Genomic DNA, 17328 nt, shown 5'->3' with positions numbered 1-17328 from the left:
TCAGCGAGCATGAGGGCCGAGGCCGCAGAGAGCACCGATGGGCGGACCAGCGCTGTGGGTCTGCGCCGCACGGCCGCCAGCCCGGGTCGGCCGGCGCCCCCTGGCCCGGCACCGCGCCGCGGGCGTCGCACCGTCGTGCTGCTGGCGGCGGCGCTGGTGGCGCTGCTGTGCACCACGGCCGTCCAGCTGGCTGCGCGCCGGCTGACGCTGGCCCCGCCCACCGTCTCGGCCACGCGCTCCGCGGTGGTGGTCGTGGCCCTGGTCGCAGTCTTCGTCCCGCTGGCGGCCTCGGTGCTGCTGGTGCGCGCGCCACGATGGCGCCTGCTGGGCACGGTGCTGTCCTGGGCGTCGCTGGCTGCCCTGGTCAGCGTGGTGCTCGCGGTGCCGCTGGGGGGCTCTCGGCTGTACCTCAACGGAGTGAGCGTCGACCAGGACTTCCGCACCCAGCTGCTCACCCGGCTCACCGACTCCGCCGCGCTGGGCAGCCCGGGCGGCAGCGACATGAGCTACGCCGACCTGCCGTCCTACTACCCCACTGGCTGGTTCTGGGTGGGTGGGCGCCTGGCCGACGGGCTGGGGCTGCCGGGCTGGCAGATCTACCAGCCCCTGGCCATCGGCACGCTGGCCGTCGGCGCAGTGGTGGCGGCGGTGCTCTGGGCACGGCTGCTGCGACCGGACCACGCCGTGGTGGTGGCCGCGACCAGCGCAGTGGTGGCCGTCCCGGTGGGGGCGCCCGAGCCCTACGCCGCGGTGCTGGCCATGGTGGCTCCACCGGTGCTGGTGGTGGCCTGGACGGGCCTGCGCGCCAGCGGTGGCCGCCGGCGCTGGCTTCCGTCGATGGTGGCAACCGGGGTCTTTCTCGGCGTCACGGCCATGTTCTACACCCTCTACCTGGGGCTGTGGACGCTGGTGGTGACGACGATGGCCCTGCTGGCGGCCTGGCTCGCTGGGCGCCGCACCCCGGGCGGAGGCCGGGCAGCGGCGCTCACCGTCCTGGTGCGGCTGGTGCCGGCGGCGCTGGTCGCCGGGACGCTGGCCCTGCTGGTGTGGGCGCCCTACCTGTGGCGAGTGGCGCAGGGCGGGCCCAGCTCTGGCGCGGCCCAGCGCTACCTGCCCAGCTACGGCGCCTACCTGATGCTGCCGATGACGGTGCCGTCGATGCTGGGCCTGCTCTGCCTGGTCGGCACCGTGTGGCTGGTGCTGCGCGCTGGCAGCTCACCGGTGGCGCAGGCACTGGGCATCGGTGTGCTCTGCGTCTACGCGTGGTCGCTGCTGTCGCTGCTCGCGGTGTTCGCCCAGACCACCCTGCTGAGCTTCCGCCTGCAGGCACCGCTGGAGGTGCTCCTCGCCTGCGCAGGTGCACTGGGCGTGCTGGACGCGGCCCAGGGGGTGGCCGCGCAGCTGCGTGCCCGCCACCGGCAGGACCTGCTGCGCCCGGCAGGGACGGCGCTGGTGGTGCTGGCGCTGGCCGGAGCATTCGGGCTGGCGCAGGCGATCCCGGCGACCTTGTCCACCGAGATCGGCCGGGCCTACACCGACCCCACCGCCGACGGAACACGCGCCGACGGCGCGCCTGCCGGTGACGCCGCCTTCTACCCACAGCTGGACGCGGTCATCCGCAGCCAGACCCAGCGCCCTCCACGGGACGTGGTGGTGCTCAGCACCGACTACCGCTGGCTGTCCTTCTACCCGTACCGGGGATTCCAGATGGTGTCTCCGCACTACGCCAACCCCCTCGCCGAGTTCCCCGCCCGAGCGGAGCAGGTGCAGCGCTGGGCCGCATCCACCGACCCCACCGACCTGCTCCGCCAGCTCGACGCCAGCGCGTGGCCAGCGCCGCAGGTGTTCGTCCTGCGCGAGGACGGCGCGGGCTACAGCCTCCAGCTCTCCGCCGACGCCTACCCGGCGAACCCCAACGTGCGCTTCTACACCGTGGTCCTGCCCAAGGCCCTGTTCGACCACCCTGCGTTCACCACCACCCGGGTCGGACCGTTCACCGTCGTGGTGCGAGACGAGTGAACGCCACGGTGAGCCCGTCGGTCAGCAAGGCCTGACCCACCACCTAGGCTCACTGGTCGTGACCTTGACAGCACAGGCGGCCGCAGCTCGCCCCGAGAACCCCGAGCGCGCGGGGGCACCGCGGTGGGCCGTGCTGCTGGCTGCCGTGCTCGGCGTGGTGGGGACGCTGCTGGCCGTGGCCACGCCGCTGCTGCCGGTCTCCCAGACCAGCGCCACCATCAGCTGGCCGCAGCAGGGGACGCTGGACCCGGTCACCGCGCCACTGTCCTCCTACTTCCCGCAGCGGCTCGACGTCACCGTGCCCTGCTCCCTGGCCACCGCCGCGCCCGCGGGTGGCCAGGACCTGCTCACCACGGTGCCCTCCACCGCACCCGGCTCGGCCCAGCTCGGCCTGACCGTGCAGACCAAGGACGGCGCGCTCGCCGTGCTGTCGAGGGGCCAGGCGCTGCTGAGCGTGCCGGTCAGCGCACTGGCCGGCAGCGACTGCTCGGTGAGCATCGCGTCCACCGCCGAGCAGACCACCGTGCGCATCGGTGAGACCACGCGCAGCTTCACCACCGACCTCAGGCCACAGGTGGTCGGAGTGTTCACCGAGGTCCAGGGGACGCCTCCGGCTGGGCTCTCCGTCACCGCCGAGGTGGACACCCGCTACTCCACCAGCCCCACCCCGCTCAAGCTGGTCCTGATGCTGGTGGGTGCGGCGTGCGCGATCGGGTCGCTGGCGGCGCTGTACCGGATGGAGCGGGTGGACGGACGCCGGCACATCCGTGCCCTGCCCGCACGCTGGTGGGTGCCGCGCTGGTGCGATGCGGCCGTGCTCGCGGTGCTCGGCGTCTGGTACGTCATCGGCGCCAACACCTCCGACGACGGCTACCTGCTCACCATGGCGCGCGCCGCCCGCGACAGCGGCTACATGGGCAACTACTACCGCTGGTTCGACGTGCCCGAGGCCCCCTTCGGGTGGTCCTACGAGCTGATCAGCCTGATGACCCAGGTCAGCACCGCCAGCCCGTGGATCCGGCTGCCCACGCTGGTGGCGGCGATCGTGTGCTGGCTGCTGGTCAGTCGCGAGGTGCTGCCTCGGCTGGGCCGGCAGGTGCGCAGCTCGAGCGCCGCCACCTGGACCGCGGCAGGGGTGCTGCTGCTCTTCTGGCTGCCCTACAACAACGGCCTGCGGCCCGAGCCGATCATCGCCCTGGGCACGCTCATCACCTGGTGCTCGGTGGAGCGGGCGATCGCCACCAAGCGGCTGCTGCCGGCCGCGGTGGCCCTGCTCGTCGCGGCGCTGTCCCTGGCTGCCGGGCCCACCGGCCTGATCGGCGTAGCCGTGCTCCTGGCGGCAGTGCGACCGCTGTTCCACCTGCTGCGCAGCAAGGTGCGCGACTTCGGGGTGCTGCCGGTGCTGGCGCCGCTGGTCGCCATGGGGCTATCCGTGCTCTACGTGGTCTTTGCCGACCAGACGCTGCACAGCGTCCTGCAGTCCACCGAGGTCCGCACCAGCTACGGGGGCAGTCGGCACTGGAACGACGAGATCGAGCGCTACGTCACGCTGATGAACAACTTCAGTGCTGACGGCGCGTTCGCCCGACGGCTGCCGGTGCTGCTGCTGCTGCTCTGCCTGGTGGCCATCTTCGTGGTGATGCTGCGCCGCGGCCGCGTTCCCGGCGCGGCCCTGGGCCCGAGCCAGCGGCTGCTGGGCGCCGGCGCCCTCTCGCTGGCCATCATCTCGCTGACTCCGACGAAGTGGACCCACCACTTCGGCGCCTTCGCCGGGGTCGGCGCCTGCGTCGCGGCCCTGGCCGTGGTCGCCGTGCGGGCGCCTGCACGGCACCGGCGCCGGAACTTCGGCGTGTTCCTCAGCGTCGTGCTGGTGGCGCTGGCGCTCGCCGCGACCGGCTCCAACAACTGGTGGTACACCGCCAGCTACGGCATCACCTGGGTGGACCGCCCCGGCACGATCGCCGGCTACCAGGTGAGCAGCATCCTGCTGGGCCTGGCGGTGCTGGCGGCGCTGTTCGCGGTGTGGGAGCACCTGCGAGACGGCCCGTCCGCCGCACGCTCCAGCCAGCTGCGGGCCCGGGTCGCCGGCCTAGCGCCCGGCACCCTCGCGGTGATCTGCTGGCTGGTGGTGATCTGCGAGGTGCTGGTCTTCGCCAAGGCGATGGTGCAGCGCTGGCCGGCCTACACCATCGGCAAGTCCAACCTGCAGGCCATCAGTGGCGACACCTGCGCGCTGGCCAACGACGTGCTGGTGGAGCGCGACCCCAGCGGCAGCGTGCTGGCCCCGGTGGCCGGCGGCTCGGCAGCGGACGCCCTCGGCGGTGTCACGAACGACGGGTTCACCCCGGGCGGGGTGCCGGTGAGCCAGGACCCGCTGCCCATGCCCGACCAGCGCACGGTGCGCTCGGCAGAGGCCACCGGCTTCGACCCGGCGACCCCCGCGCCGCTGCCCTTCGCGCTGGGGCCCGAGGTACCGGTGCTGGGCAGCTACGCGCCCGGCGCACAGGGCGACGCCAGCCTCACCTCGTCGTGGTACCGCCTGCCCGCGCGCTCGGCCGACCAACCGCTGGTGGTGCTGACCGCGGCCGGCACCACCGCGGCGGCGGGCACCTCCCTGGTGGTGGAGTACGGCCGCAGCAGCGGTGCCGCCGTCGAGCAGACCGGCGCCTACGTGCCGCTGGACCCGGGGCCGAGCCCGACGTGGCGCAACCTGCGCGTGCCGCTGGCCGACCTGCCCGACGACGTGGACTCCGTGCGGGTGCGCGCGGTGGTGTCCACCCTGCAGCCGGGTGCGTGGTTGGCGGTGACGCCACCGCGCGTGCCACAGATGCAGACGCTGAACACAGTGGTCGGCTCCAGCCAGCCGGTGCTGCTCGACTGGGTGGTACCGCTGGCGTTCCCGTGCCAGCGGCCCTTCGCGGTGGTCAACGGCGTCGCCGAGATCCCCACCTACCGGATCAGCCCGGCACAGTTCCTGGCCCGTGACGCGAGCCGGTGGCAGGACGCCAGCGGGGGCGGGCCGCTCGGGTGGCTGGAGCTGGTCGCGGCCCCGCGCGACCTGGGCACCTACCTCGCCGGCGACTGGGCCCGGGACTGGGGTGCGCTCACCGAGCTGGTGCCCCGGAGCTCCACGGCCCGGCCCGCCCAGCTGGCCAGCACCACCGCACCGGTGAGCGGACTGAGCTCCCCAGTACCTAGCTGACTGGGTGGTACTTGCAGACCACCCCAGCGCCGCCGGGACCGTCTGCAAGTACCACCCAGCGTCCCGGCACTGTCACCCGTTGCGCCTGGCCCCGCCCTACCATCGAGGCGTTCGACAGCCGATGTTCCTGCGGGTGTGATCACTGCACCCCGGGCAGCTGGCTGACCTTCCGTCCCCGGACCCGAGCGAGATGCCCATGCCCCCGAGCTCCAGGCAACCAGCGCTGAACCGACGAGGTTCCGCCGTCTCGGCGGGACTGGCCACAGCGATCGCCTACGGCGGATGGCTCGCCTGGGACCGGGCCAGGTACGTCGACGCTGAGGGTTACCAGCATGGGCCGTACCAGGCGTGGCAGGTCGTCGGACTCGCCCTCACGCTCGGGGTGGTCGCGGCCGTCGGTGGTTGGCGGTGCTTGCCCTGGACGACGGCTGCCGCGATCACCGTCGTGCTCACGGTGGTCTGGTCGGTCAACGCCATGGTCGACAGCGCCACCGAGAACGCCAGCCTGTGGCCGGTGGGCGCGAGCATGGTCGCGCTGGGGACGCTGGCGGAACCACTCTGGTGGCGGCCCTGACCGAGGCGCTGAGGGCACGCAAGGACGGCTTCTCCCCGTCTCCACCCTTCACGGCGCGGTAGCCCGCGCAGGCACGCCGGTCGGCCCCTGCCCGGTTGGTGGCGGTTGCAGACCCCGCCGAGCCCGCATGGTGGTACTTGCAGACGCCCCAAGGCAGTGGCGCAGCACTGAGGGCCCCATCCGATGTGGATGGGGCCCTCAGTGGACGCCTCAGCTCCGCAGGGAGCGTGCTCGATCAGGACGCGATGATCTGTCCGTTCACGAACTGGATGAAGCCATTCTGGAAGTTGGTCTGCCGACCGCCCGGGATGTCGAACTCGCCGCGGGTCGGGAAGCCGTACTTGGAGTTCTCGTAGCCCTGGCGCGCCCACTCCTCCAGGATCAGCCCGTACACCTCGTGGGCGCCGGTGCCCGGCGTCCAGTAGATGTAGCCGCCGCCGGAGCCCTGGAACTGGTTGAACCTGCCCACCCCGTTCGGGGTGGTGCGCTCGTCGGTGACCGGCAGGCCGAGCAGCCCGGTGGGGCCGCCCAGCTCGTTGTAGCGGGCGCGGATCGCGCCCTGCACCGCCTGGGCGCCGGTGGCCTGCGACCAGTAGATCTCACCGTTGGTGAAGCTGGCCACGCGGGCACCGGGGACGCCCGGCACGTCCCGCTCGGCGCTGGTCGGCGTGCCGATCAGGCTGTTGGCCCCGCCCAGCTGGTTCCACTTGACCGCGATCGCGCCCGTCACGGCAACGCCCTCGGTGGCGCCGATGGCCTTGGCCAGCTGCGGCCAGGAGCGCTTGTACTGGTCGCTCCAGTAGGGCCAGTCGTGCACGCCCGGGTTGGTCAGGTCGGTGGTGACCGCGACGCTGTTGGCCCCGGCGACCTGGGCGAAGTTCTGGCTGGAGTAGTTGGAGATGACCTCGATGAGGGCACCCACGTAGTTCCTGCTCAGGCCGAGGAAGCCCAGCGCCTCGTCGTAGGGACCGTTGCCACCGGTACCGGCCGACATGTAGAGGCTGACGTTCTTCAGCTTGGCGACCTGGACCGTGGGGTTGTTGGCGGTCCAGGCGGGCGAGTTGTTCGGACCCCAGATGTTGTCCGGGTTGGTCGCGCCGCTCTCTGCGCCCAGCACGTAGCGCAGGTACTCCGGCAGCCCGAAGCCCTGGATGTCGGGGTAGCCGCTGTAGGAGGCCGCGGCCTTGTACAGCCCCGGGTGCTTGGCGGCCAGGGAGAAGGCGGAGAACCCGCTCATGGACAGGCCGGAGATGGCGCGCTGGCCGTTGCCGTGGAAGGCGTTGCCGATGACGAACGGCAGCTCCTTGGTGAGGAACGACTCCCACTTGAGCGTGCCCACCGGGGAGCCGGGGTTCTGCTTGGCCTGCGCCAGGATGCCCGGGTCGTCGGTCTGCCAGTCCTGGTAGAAGCTGCCGTACCCACCGATGGGCTGGACCACCAGCACGTTCTTGTTGGCGAAGAAGCCCTGGGTGTCCGCCTTGCGGGTCCAGTCGGTGATGTTCGCGTCTGCCCGGAGCCCGTCCAGCTGGTACAGCTCGGGGTAGGTCGTCGCGGCGTTGATGTTGTAGCCCGCGGGGAGCAGCACCTGGATCGGCACGTCACGGCCCATGGACGGCGAGTAGACGTTGAACCGGGCCAGCTGCCCGGCGATGGCCGGGGCACCGATGACGTAGGCGCCGTTGGCACCGGCGATCGGGACGCCGGGGGTCACCTGGGTGGGGGACGGCGTGGGCGCGGCGCTCGCCGCACCGACACCTGCCGAGAGGGGCAGCACGAGTGCGGCTGCGCACACTCCGACCGCTTTCCGCCAAGAGGAGGAGATGGGCATGGAAGAGACTCCTTTGTAACACTTCACCAACCGCCCCCCGAGGCGGAACGGACTTCATGAACTCCACGGTACGACGGGCAAACCGCCGGGTGGATAGTAGCGGTAACCCTCACTTGTACAACGGTGCAAGCACTGCTCCGTGACGAAAATCCTCAGACCAGCTGCAGACGATCGTCCTGCCCTTGCGGGACAACGTCTTCCGAAGAGGACTCCGGCCTGGACCGACGCAGCGGCTCGCTACAACGGCATCGTGTTGTGCTTGCGCGGGTGCGGCTCGTCGACCTTGCTCTGCAGGACGCGCAGCGCCGCCGCCAGCTGCAGCCGGGTGCTCGACGGCGCGATCACTGCGTCGACGTATCCGCGCTCGGCCGCCGCGTAGGGCGTGGCGGTGGTGGCGTTGTAGTCGTCCATGTACTGCTGGCGCAGCGCTGCCGCCCCGTCACCGGCCGCGGCCAGCTCCCGCCGGCGCAGCAGCGCCACCGCGCTGGCGGCGCCCATCACCGCGATCCGCGCGGTGGGCCAGGCGAAGTTCACGTCCGCACCGAAGTGCTTGGACCCCATCACCGCGTAGCCGCCGCCGTAGGCCTTGCGCACCACCACTGTCACCTTGGGCACGGTGGCCTCGGAGTAGGCGAAGATCAGCTTGGCGCCGCGCCGGATGATGCCGCCGCGCTCCTGCGCCAGACCGGGCAGGTAGCCGGGCACGTCCACCACGGTCACCAGCGGGATGCCGAACGCGTCGCAGAACCGGACGAAGCGCGCACCCTTCTCCGAGGCGTCGATGTCCAGCGCCCCGGTCAGGTGCATCGGCTGGTTGGCCACGATTCCCACGCTGCGCCCCTCGATGCGGGCCAGCGCCGTGATGAGGTTGGGCGCGAAGGTCGGCGAGATCTCCAGCAGGTGCCCGTCGTCCACCAGGCGGCCGACGATCTCGTGCATGTCGTAGCCGGTGTTGTCCGAGTCGGGGACCGCGGCGTCGAGCTCACGGTCGGAGTCGGTGAGCTGGTCGTCGAAGTCGCTGGGCAGCACCGGCGCCTGGCCGTTGTAGTTGCTGGGCAGAAAGCTCAGCAGCTCCCGGACCCACTCCACCGCGTCGGCGTCGTCAGCGGCGACGTGGTGCACGTTGCCGCCCTCGCCCTGGGCCGTGGCACCGCCGAGCTCCTCGAAGGACACGTCCTCGCCGGTGACCGACTTGAGCACGTCGGGGCCGGTGACGAACATGTAGGACGTCTTGTCCACCGCCACCGTGAAGTCGGTGATGGCCGGCGAGTACACGGCGCCGCCCGCACAGGGCCCCATGATCATGGAGATCTGCGGGACCACCCCGGACGCACGGACGTTGCGCAGCCCGATCTCGGCGTAGAACGCGAGCGCCACCACGCCCTCCTGCACGCGGGCCCCACCAGAGTCGTTGATGCCCACGATCGGGCAGCCGATCTTGATGGCCAGGTCCATGAGGTCGGTGACCTTGCGCCCGAACACCTCGCCGAGGCTGCCGCCGAAGATGGTGGCGTCGTGGGAGAACACGCACACCGGTCGGCCGTCGACCGTGCCGTAGCCGGTGATCACGCCGTCACCGAGCGGGTTCTCCGCCCCGGGCTTGCGGGCCAGCTCGCCGGTCTCCACGAAGCTGCCCGGGTCGAAGAGCATGTCGATGCGCTGCTGGGCGGTGGGCAGGCCCGCCTCCGCCCGCGCCGCGATCGCCCGGGACGAGCCCTGGGTGGTCTTGGCCTTGCGCATCGCCTCGAGGGCGTCGAGCTTCTCCGCAGTGCTCATCCCTGAGCCTCCTCCGACCTGTTCGTGGTGTCCCGGCCGGAGGCCGTGTCGTGCGGGGCCAGGTTGGCCAGGGTGGCGACCAGGTGGTCGGCCACCTTGGACACCACCGGCTCGTCGATGATCGCCAAGTGGTCCCCGCCCACGGTGACCACCTCCAGCTGCGGGCAGGCGCCGGCCCAACCACCGTCGGGCTCCACGTGGGTGTAGCGCGGCTCCAGCTCGATGGCACCGTCGTGCATGCGCTCCGCGCGGTAGAGCACCACCCGGCCCGGGTAGGGCTGCGGGTCCAGCTGCTCCACCGCCCGGGAGTCCACCCAGGACGTGCGCTGGTGCTCCAGCACCCCGGCGCTGATGCCGCCGGCCCCGGCCTTGACCGCAGCGGTCTTGAGCAGCTCGAGCACGATCTCCATCTGCTCCTCGTCGTCGGCGGCGAGCAGCTCCCGCTCCGGCAGGGGCACCGGCTGGCCGTAGGTGCGCTCCACGTAGGCGGCGAACCGGCGCCACCGGGCGAGGGACTCCTCGGCCCCGGCGGGCACCCGCTCGGAGGGCTGCACGGTGTCCAGCATCGCGATGAGCTCGACGTCGGCACCCTCCTCACGCAGCTGCCTGCCGACCTCGAAGGCCAGCGCGCCGCCGAAGGACCATCCCGCGAGGCGGTAGGGACCCTGCCCGCCGTGCTGGCGGATGAGCGGCAGGTAGTGGGCGATGCGCTCGGACATCGGCCCCTCCACCCGCTCCACCCCGAACACCGGCTGGTCGTCCGGCAGCAGCTGGATGAGCGGCTCGTACACCGAGCACGAACCGCCGGCCGGGTGGAACAGGAACAGCGGCGGAGCCTCGGTCTCACCGGGGGCGACGACGGAGGCCCTGAGCACGTGCACCAGGCCGGTGCCGGCGGCATTCTCCATCAGTGGACGCACCTCGTCGGCCAGCTCAGCCAGGCTGCCCGCGGTGGCCACCGCGCCCTGGTCCACGCTGGCCGCCCAGCGCCCACCGAGCGCCGCGGCCAGGTCGAGCACCTGGCCCGGGGTGCGTCGGGGCAGCGGGTTGGTGACGCCCGGCATCGGCGTGCCGATCACCGCGTTCCACTGCGCCGTCACCCAGCGCTCCGCAGCGTCCCGCGCTCCCACGGCCGCCACCTTGGGCAGCCCGTCCTGCATGGTGCCGGCGAACCCAGCCGGGCTGCCACCGTTGGCGAGGTCGTCCAGCTGGGCCTGCAGGTCGCCGAGGCTCACCCCGCGCAGGCTCTCCAGGGCCACCGGCGGTGTGCCCAGCTCGTGCTCCACCCGGTTCTTGATGCGCACCGCCATCAGCGAGTCCAGCCCCAGCTCGGTGAGCGGGACGTCGCTGGGCAGCTTGTTGGACGTGTAGCCCAGCACCTCGGCGATGATGCGACGCAGCGTCTCCACCGGCTGAGGTGCCTCCGGCTCCACCGTCCGCTCCGGCTCCGGGGCGTCCGCGGGCTGCAGCGCGCCGCCGTGCACGGCTACCTCGGTGGCACCGGAGGACTGCACCACCGCCTCCGCCAGGAGCACCCAGAACGGCGGGGTGGGCAGCCCGTCGGCGGTCTCCACCCCGGAGTCCAGCCGGGCGTGCACCTGCACCGAGGCACCCCCGGGGTGCTGCAGCAGGATGGTGGTGACCGGGGTTCCGGCCCCGGGCGCCAGCTGGTGCACCTGCAGGGTGGTCACGGTGGCACCCGCACCCAGCGCCTGGGTGGCCGCGGCGGCCACCAGCGTCTCGGTGGGCGTGCCCGCACTGCTCTGCCAGGTGTGCCTGCCGTCGGGCAGGGCCACGTAGACGCCGGGCGGCGGTACCGCGGAGGACGAGCCCAGCGCGGCGGTGGGTCGTGACTCGGTCCAGTGCCGGGTGTGCTGCCAGGCGGTGCGGGGCACGTCGGCCAGCGGACCCTCGCCGTGGAGCATGCGCAGGTTCACCTCGTGGCCGTGCACCTGCAGCTCGGCGAGCGCGCCCCGCAGGGTGGCCACACCGTCGGTCTTGCGGCGCTGGGTGGCCACCAGCAACGGGTCGCTGACGCCTTCGGCCGCAGCGGTGGCCCCCACCGAGGGCAGCGTGACGGGGTGCGGGGAGAGCTCGACGAAGCTGGTGTACCCCGCCTGCACCGCGGCGGCGACCGCCTCAGCGAACAGCACGGGCTGGCGCACCCCGGTGGTCCAGTAGTCCGAGCCGTGCACCGCGGGCATGCCCGGCCCGGCGGACTGGGAACCGGTCACCGAGGAGAACAGCACCACCTCGCACGCGCTGCTCTCCAGCCCGGCCAGCTCCGCGGTCAGCTCACCCAGCATCGGGTCGACGGCGGAGGTGTGTCCGGCGCCGCCGACGTCGAGCAGACGGGCCAGCCGCCCCAGCGACTCGGCGTGCGCCACCAGCGCACGCACCTCGTCGCGGTCACCGGCGATGGTGGTCTGGGCGGGCGCGGCGTGCACGGCTGCGCTCACCGAGGGCCAGCGCGAGGCCAGCTCGGCCAGCTCGGCGGCCGACATGCCGACCAGGCCCATCGCCCCGGCACCGAGGTCGTTGATCTCGGCCAGCAGGGTGGAGCGGGAGACGATGACGCGCACTGCGCTCTCCAGGTCCAGCCCGCCGGCGACGACGGCCGCGGCCACCTCGCCCATGGAGTGGCCCAACACGGCAGCCGGCCGGGCGCCGTGCTTGCGCAGCACCGCAGCCAGGCCGACCTGCACCGCGAACAGCACGATCTGCACCTTGTCCAGACCGGTCACCGGCTCCGCGGCCTGCACCGCCTCGCGCAGGGAGAAGCCGGCCTCGTGCTCGATGAGCGGCTCCAGCTCGTCCCACGCCTCGGCGAAGGCAGGCTCGCCGGCGAGCAGGTCGCGGGCCATGCCGTGCCACTGCGAGCCGTAGCCGGAGAACACCCACACCGCGCCGCTCACGTCGGAGGCGACACCTCGGTGCACACCCGGGCCCGGGCTGCCCTCGGCCACGGCGCGCGCGGCCTCGATGGCCTCGTCGTGCTTCTGCACCACCAGTGCGGCTCGGTGGCGGCCATGGGTGCGCCGAGCCAGTGCCCGCCCGACCGACGCCAGCGAGTCACCGCGCCCGGGCAGGTCGACCAGCCAGTCGGCCAGGTCGGCGGCGGCGTCCTGCAGCCGCTGCCGGGTGGGGGCGGACAGCGCGAGCACCGCGGTGGCCGAGCCGGAGGACTCCGCCGCTGGCTCGACGGCCGGCGCCTCGCGCACCACCAGGTGGGCGTTGGTGCCGCCGAAGCCGAAGCCGGAGATGCCGGCCACCGCCTGGCCGCTGTGCCGCGGCCACTCGTGCAGGTCGGTGACCACCGACAGCCGGGCCCGCTCGAAGGGGATGTGCGGGTTGGGGGTGGTGAAGTGCAGGCTCGGCGGGATGGCGCCCTGCTGCAGCGCCAGGACCACCTTGATCAGCCCGGTGATGCCGGCGGCCGCCTCGAGGTGGCCGAAGTTGGTCTTGGCCGAGCCGAGCAGCAGCGGCTTGTCCGCGTCGCGCCCGCTACCCAGCACCGCGCCCAGCGCCCGCGCCTCGATGGGGTCGCCGAGCAGGGTCCCGGTGCCGTGGGCCTCCACGTAGTCCACCTGGTTGGGGTGCACCCCGGCGTCGCGGTAGGCCAGCCGCAGCAGGTCGGCCTGGGCCGCCGGGTTCGGCGCCATCAGCCCGTTCGAGCGGCCGTCGGAGTTCACCGCGGAGCCGGCGATGACGGCGAGCACCTCGTCGCCGTCGCGCTGGGCGTCGCTGAGCCGCTTGAGCACCACCATTCCGGCGCCCTCACCGCGGGCGATGCCGTCGGCGGAGGCGTCGAAGGCCTTGCAGCGGCCGTCCGGCGCCAGTGCCCCCGCTTGGTCGAAGACCACTGTGGTGGTGGGGGCGACCACCAGGTTCACCCCGCCGGCCAGCGCCATGTCGGTCTCGCCCGAGCGCAGGCTGCGCACTGCCTGGTGCACGGCCAGCAGCGAGGAGGAGCAGGCGGAGTCCAGCGTCATGCTAGGCCCGCGCAGGTCGAGCATGTAGGAGACCCGGTTGGCCACGATGCTGCCCGCGGCGCCGGTGGCCGTCCAGGCATCCAGCCCGCCGAGGTCGGCGGTGGTGATCAGGCCGTAGTCGTGGGTGGACACACCGACGTAGACGCCGGTGGCACTGCCCCGGAGGTCGTCGGGGTTGATGCGGGCGTGCTCCAGCGACTCCCAGGCCACCTCGAGCACCAGGCGCTGCTGCGGGTCCATCGCCGCAGCCTCGCGCGGGGCGATGCCGAAGAACTCCGCGTCGAAGCCCTGCACGTCGTCCAGGAAGCCACCGTGGACGTTGGTGCGCTCCAGCACCGCCGCCTGCTCGGGGTTGGCCGCGAAGGCCTCCCACCGGCTCGCCTCCACCTCGCTGATGGCGTCCACCCCGCCGCTGAGCAGCTCCCAGAGCTGGCCGGGCGAGCGCACTCCACCGGGCAGCCGGGCCGCCAGGCCCACCACCGCGACCTGGTCGTCCAGGGACGCCGGTCCGGACGTGCCGTCGTGGTCGTAGAACGATCCGCTGAGCTCCTCCACCGCGGGCTCACCCTCGACCAGCCGCGTGGCGAGGGCGGCGATGGTCGGGTACTCCCACACCAGGGTGGCCGAGAGGGTGACGCCGAGCATCTCCTCCAGCTCGCCGGAGAGCGCCACCGTGTCGCGGGAGGCCAGGCCGAACTCCTCCAGCGGCCGGTCCTCCCGGACCTCGGAACGAGGCAGTCCCGTGCTCCCGGCAACCCAGTCCACGAGCCACCCACGAAGGGCAGCCACGGTCATGGGCTGGCCGGGCACGGTCCCCGCTCCTGGCGCTCCGGTCATGCAGTCACCTGTGTCTCTTCCGTCTCGTGCGTGTCATCCTGCACGTCCGGGAACGCGCCGGGGCGGGGAGCACCCCGCAGGGTGCCGTCGAGGTACTGCTGGCGGCAGGCTCGTCGGGCGATCTTTCCACTGGAGGTCCGTGGGATCGAGCCCCCTGGCAGCAGCAGCACCTCGCGCACGCTGAGGCCGTGCCGCTGCGCCAGTGCGGCCCGCACGGCGGCGATGGCCGGCTCGGGGTCGGCCTTGCCCTGGCCGGAGGCCCGCTCGGCCACCACGACCAGCTGCTCGGCCGAGCCGGTGGCACCGTCGGCGGCGGGCACCGAGAACGCGGCCACGAAGCCGGAGCGGAGCACCTTGCTGGCCTCGGTGGCCGTGAACTCCACGTCCTGCGGGTAGTGGTTGCGCCCGCCGATGATGATCATGTCCTTGGCCCGGCCGGTGATGTAGAGCTGGCCGTCGACGATGGTGCCCAGGTCGCCGGTGCGCAGCCAGTGCCTGCCGTCAGTGCTCCCCGCCACCAGTGCGCGGAAGGTCTGCTCGGTCTCCTCGGCACGGTTGTAGTAGCCCGCGCCGATGTTCTCCCCGTGCAGCCAGATCTCGCCCACGGAGCCGTCCGGCAGCGCCTCGCAGGTCTGCGGGTCGACGATGAGGGACTCCTGCTCCACCGACATGTCCCCGACGGCGACGTACATGCTGGCCGCAGGCGCGTCGGCGGCCACCTCGACCGCCTTGCCGGCACCGAGCTGGTCGCGGTCGAAGTGGCTGACCCTCGGAGGCTGGCCAGCGGTGCTGGCGGCCACGAACAGGGTGGCCTCGGCCATGCCGTAGGAGGGCCGCTGCGCGTACGGCGACAGCCCGTAGGGGCCGAAGGCGTCCTGGAACTGCTGCAGCGAGGACGGCCGCACCGGCTCGCTGCCGTTGATCAGCGCGACGACCCCGCTGAGGTCGAGATCGGCACCCTCGGGCGGGCGGCCCCGGCGGGCGGCGTGCTCGTAGGCGAAGTCCGGTGCCGCGGCGATCACGCCGGGCGCCTCGGCCAGCAGCTTGATCCACCGCAGCGGACGCTGCACGAACGCCCGCGGGGTCATCACCGCGCAGGGGCGGCCGATCATCGCCGGGATGATCACCACGAGCAGGCCCATGTCGTGGAACAGCGGCAACCAGCTGACGCCTCGCCCGGTCTCCGGCGGGACCTCGAAGCTGGTGACCATCTGCATGACGTTGGTGAGCACGCCACCGTGGGTGATCTCCACACCGGCGGGCACCCGGGTGGAACCGGACGTGTACTGCAGGTAGGCGATCGAGCTGCGGTCCAGCTGCGGGGCGGTCCAGGACTGGGCCAGGGAGTCCGGCACCCCGTCGACGGCGATGGTGCGGGGACGCTGCGCGGCGGGCACCGCCTTGAAGAAGGCTCGCACCCCCGGTGCGGCCGAGGTGGAGGTGAGCACCACCGTGGGCGCGCAGTCGCCGAGCACGGCGTGCAGCCGGTCGGAGTGCCCCGGCTCCTCCGGGTCGAACAGCGGCACCGCGACCAGGCCGGCGTGGACGGCGGCGAAGAAGCCGACGATGTACTCCATGCCCTGGGGCGCGAGGATGGCCACCCGCGCGCCGGGCTCGGCCACCTGCTGCAGGCGCGCGGCCACGGCGCGCACCCGCACGCCGAGCTCGGCGAAGGTCAGGGTGGTCCGGGTACCGTCCGCCTCGGTGGAGTAGTCCACAGTGGTGAAGGAGGGCGCGTCGCCGCGCGCAGCGGTCATCGCCTCCAGGTGGTCCACCACGGTGCCGCGGGAGAGCCCGGCCACCAGGTCACCACCTGTCAGGGCCTGAACCTCGGACCCGCCGTCGTTCGTATCCTGAACGGACAAGTGACCCGTCATGGAACCTCCTCGATCGAGCTGCTCGCGAATGTCGGCGCGACGCTGGCTCCCTGTTGCCCGGCTCTGGGCCCGTAAGGTCGCTCAGCGTTGCGGCGCGGCGGACCGCACCGTTGCTTGACTTGACCCCCGCGCGAACGCCCCGCGGTATGTTACAGCGGTCTCACACCACGGCCCGGGACCCCGGCAGTGGCCGTGAGGTTCGTCCGGTGTATGCCTGGGCCGGTCGCGTGTCCGAAGCGTACGTTTCCTGACGATCATGTCAACAGATCAGCCCTTGGGCACCTCCTCCACGCGCGCGGCAAGCCATCCGGCCAGCCACTGGGTGGCAGACGTTGCGCCTTCCACCTTGTACGTCGCGTAGGACGAGTGAACGTTGCTCTGCATGTACTGGCCCACCAGCGCGAGCGTCGCAGGCAGGTTGGCGAGGTTGGTCGCACTCGGCGGGGTCGCGCAGATCAGGTCGCCGGGAGCGCAGAAGGTGACCACCCGGTCCCCCACCGCGCCAAAGCCCTTCGGCCTCGGCCCGCCCAGGCCGGCGCCGGCAACCGGGGCGCCGATGAGCCGGTCCGCGGCACCGTTGCGGTTGGGGTCGGACACCAGACCCACTCCGATCAGCTTCTCCGGTGGGATCACCGCGCCGCCCTGGCCGATCTCGGCAGCCAGGTCGCCGGCCACGGCCGCCCCCTGGGAGAAGCCGACCAGGGCGAACTTGGTGGTGGCGCAGCGCTTGGTGGTCTCGGCGATGGCTGCCCGGGCGGCCCGCACCCCGTCCTGCTCGCTCGCCAGGTAGGGCGTCGGGTTGTTGAACTGCGCCAGGTACGGCACGAAGTAGGTGCTCACCCGGCCGGCGTCCCCGCCGAACCGCGCGGTGAGCGGGTTGGCGACCGCGGCGAGCAGGCCCGCAGGCGCACCAGGGTTGGCCCCCGGGTTGGTCTCGTAGGTGCCCGGCACGAACACCACCTGCACGTCCGGACAGCCGGCCGGCTTGGCCGAGGTCGCCGGCGGCTGGGCGGAGGTCCCCGGCGGCTGGGTGGCGGTGGAGCCGGGGCCCGGGCCAACCTCGGGCGTGTCGGGACCCGACCCGGGCAGCCGGGTGAGGACCGAGCCGACCACCACCAGTGCCACCAGCACCACGAGCCAGATGCCCCAGCGCCGCTTCCGCGGCTGGTAGGCGTTGCTCATTGACCGGACCTCCTCCTGCTTGCTGCGAACACCCGACCTGA

At 72.6% G+C, this 17328-nt stretch carries 8 protein-coding genes; 3 read left to right on the top strand and 5 right to left on the bottom strand.

Annotation, left to right across the window (positions count from 1 at the left end):
• Positions 1–9 precede the first annotated feature (9 nt).
• From AC3YNX_RS05395 to AC3YNX_RS05385, 3 genes are all read left to right on the top strand, one after another.
• On the top strand, positions 10–2019 hold the full coding sequence (locus tag AC3YNX_RS05395) for an arabinofuranosyltransferase (protein WP_489994823.1): 2010 nt from the start codon (positions 10–12) through the stop codon (positions 2017–2019).
• Positions 2020–2077: 58 nt separating this feature from the next.
• A complete protein-coding gene (locus tag AC3YNX_RS05390; protein WP_489994822.1) occupies positions 2078–5221 on the top strand; it encodes an arabinosyltransferase domain-containing protein in 3144 nt (1047 codons plus the stop codon).
• 196 nt (positions 5222–5417) lie between these two features.
• On the top strand, positions 5418–5795 hold the full coding sequence (locus tag AC3YNX_RS05385; RefSeq protein WP_489994821.1) for a hypothetical protein: 378 nt from the start codon (positions 5418–5420) through the stop codon (positions 5793–5795).
• Between the two features lie 235 nt (positions 5796–6030).
• Here the strand turns inward: AC3YNX_RS05385 and AC3YNX_RS05380 are convergent, their stop codons facing one another.
• From AC3YNX_RS05380 to AC3YNX_RS05360, 5 genes are all read right to left on the bottom strand, one after another.
• Entirely contained in the window at positions 6031–7623 is a 1593-nt protein-coding gene (locus tag AC3YNX_RS05380; protein ID WP_489994820.1) for an alpha/beta hydrolase-fold protein, read from the bottom strand.
• Between the two features lie 237 nt (positions 7624–7860).
• Complete coding sequence (locus tag AC3YNX_RS05375; RefSeq protein WP_489994819.1) at positions 7861–9399, bottom strand: acyl-CoA carboxylase subunit beta; 1539 nt, start codon at positions 9397–9399, stop codon at positions 7861–7863.
• On the bottom strand, positions 9396–14228 hold the full coding sequence (locus AC3YNX_RS05370; RefSeq protein ID WP_489994818.1) for a beta-ketoacyl synthase N-terminal-like domain-containing protein: 4833 nt from the start codon (positions 14226–14228) through the stop codon (positions 9396–9398). Before AC3YNX_RS05370 ends, AC3YNX_RS05375 begins: the two co-directional genes overlap by 4 nt.
• Positions 14225–16105 (bottom strand): AMP-binding protein, encoded by a 1881-nt coding sequence (locus AC3YNX_RS05365; protein WP_489994817.1) that lies wholly within the window; start codon positions 16103–16105, stop codon positions 14225–14227. Before AC3YNX_RS05365 ends, AC3YNX_RS05370 begins: the two co-directional genes overlap by 4 nt.
• Positions 16106–16372: 267 nt before the next feature.
• Complete coding sequence (locus AC3YNX_RS05360) at positions 16373–17287, bottom strand: cutinase family protein (RefSeq protein ID WP_489994816.1); 915 nt, start codon at positions 17285–17287, stop codon at positions 16373–16375.
• Positions 17288–17328 lie beyond the last annotated feature (41 nt).

The sequence above is a fragment of the Rhodococcus sp. Z13_19A genome, assembly GCF_058133575.1.
Note: the sequence above shows the minus strand (reverse complement) of the source record. Positions and strands in the feature narration are given on the sequence as shown.

Bases quoted from the DNA above. Each gene is read 5' to 3' on its own strand.
- AC3YNX_RS05370 (WP_489994818.1), bottom strand. From the start codon at position 14,228: ATGACCGGAGCGCCAGGAGCGGGGACCGTGCCCGGCCAGCCCATGACC.
- AC3YNX_RS05375 (WP_489994819.1), bottom strand. From the start codon at position 9,399: ATGAGCACTGCGGAGAAGCTCGACGCCCTCGAGGCGATGCGCAAGGCC.
- AC3YNX_RS05365 (WP_489994817.1), bottom strand. From the start codon at position 16,105: ATGACGGGTCACTTGTCCGTTCAGGATACGAACGACGGCGGGTCCGAG.
- AC3YNX_RS05395 (WP_489994823.1), top strand. From the start codon at position 10: ATGAGGGCCGAGGCCGCAGAGAGCACCGATGGGCGGACCAGCGCTGTG.
- AC3YNX_RS05385 (WP_489994821.1), top strand. From the start codon at position 5,418: ATGCCCCCGAGCTCCAGGCAACCAGCGCTGAACCGACGAGGTTCCGCC.
- AC3YNX_RS05360 (WP_489994816.1), bottom strand. From the start codon at position 17,287: ATGAGCAACGCCTACCAGCCGCGGAAGCGGCGCTGGGGCATCTGGCTC.
- AC3YNX_RS05380 (WP_489994820.1), bottom strand. From the start codon at position 7,623: ATGCCCATCTCCTCCTCTTGGCGGAAAGCGGTCGGAGTGTGCGCAGCC.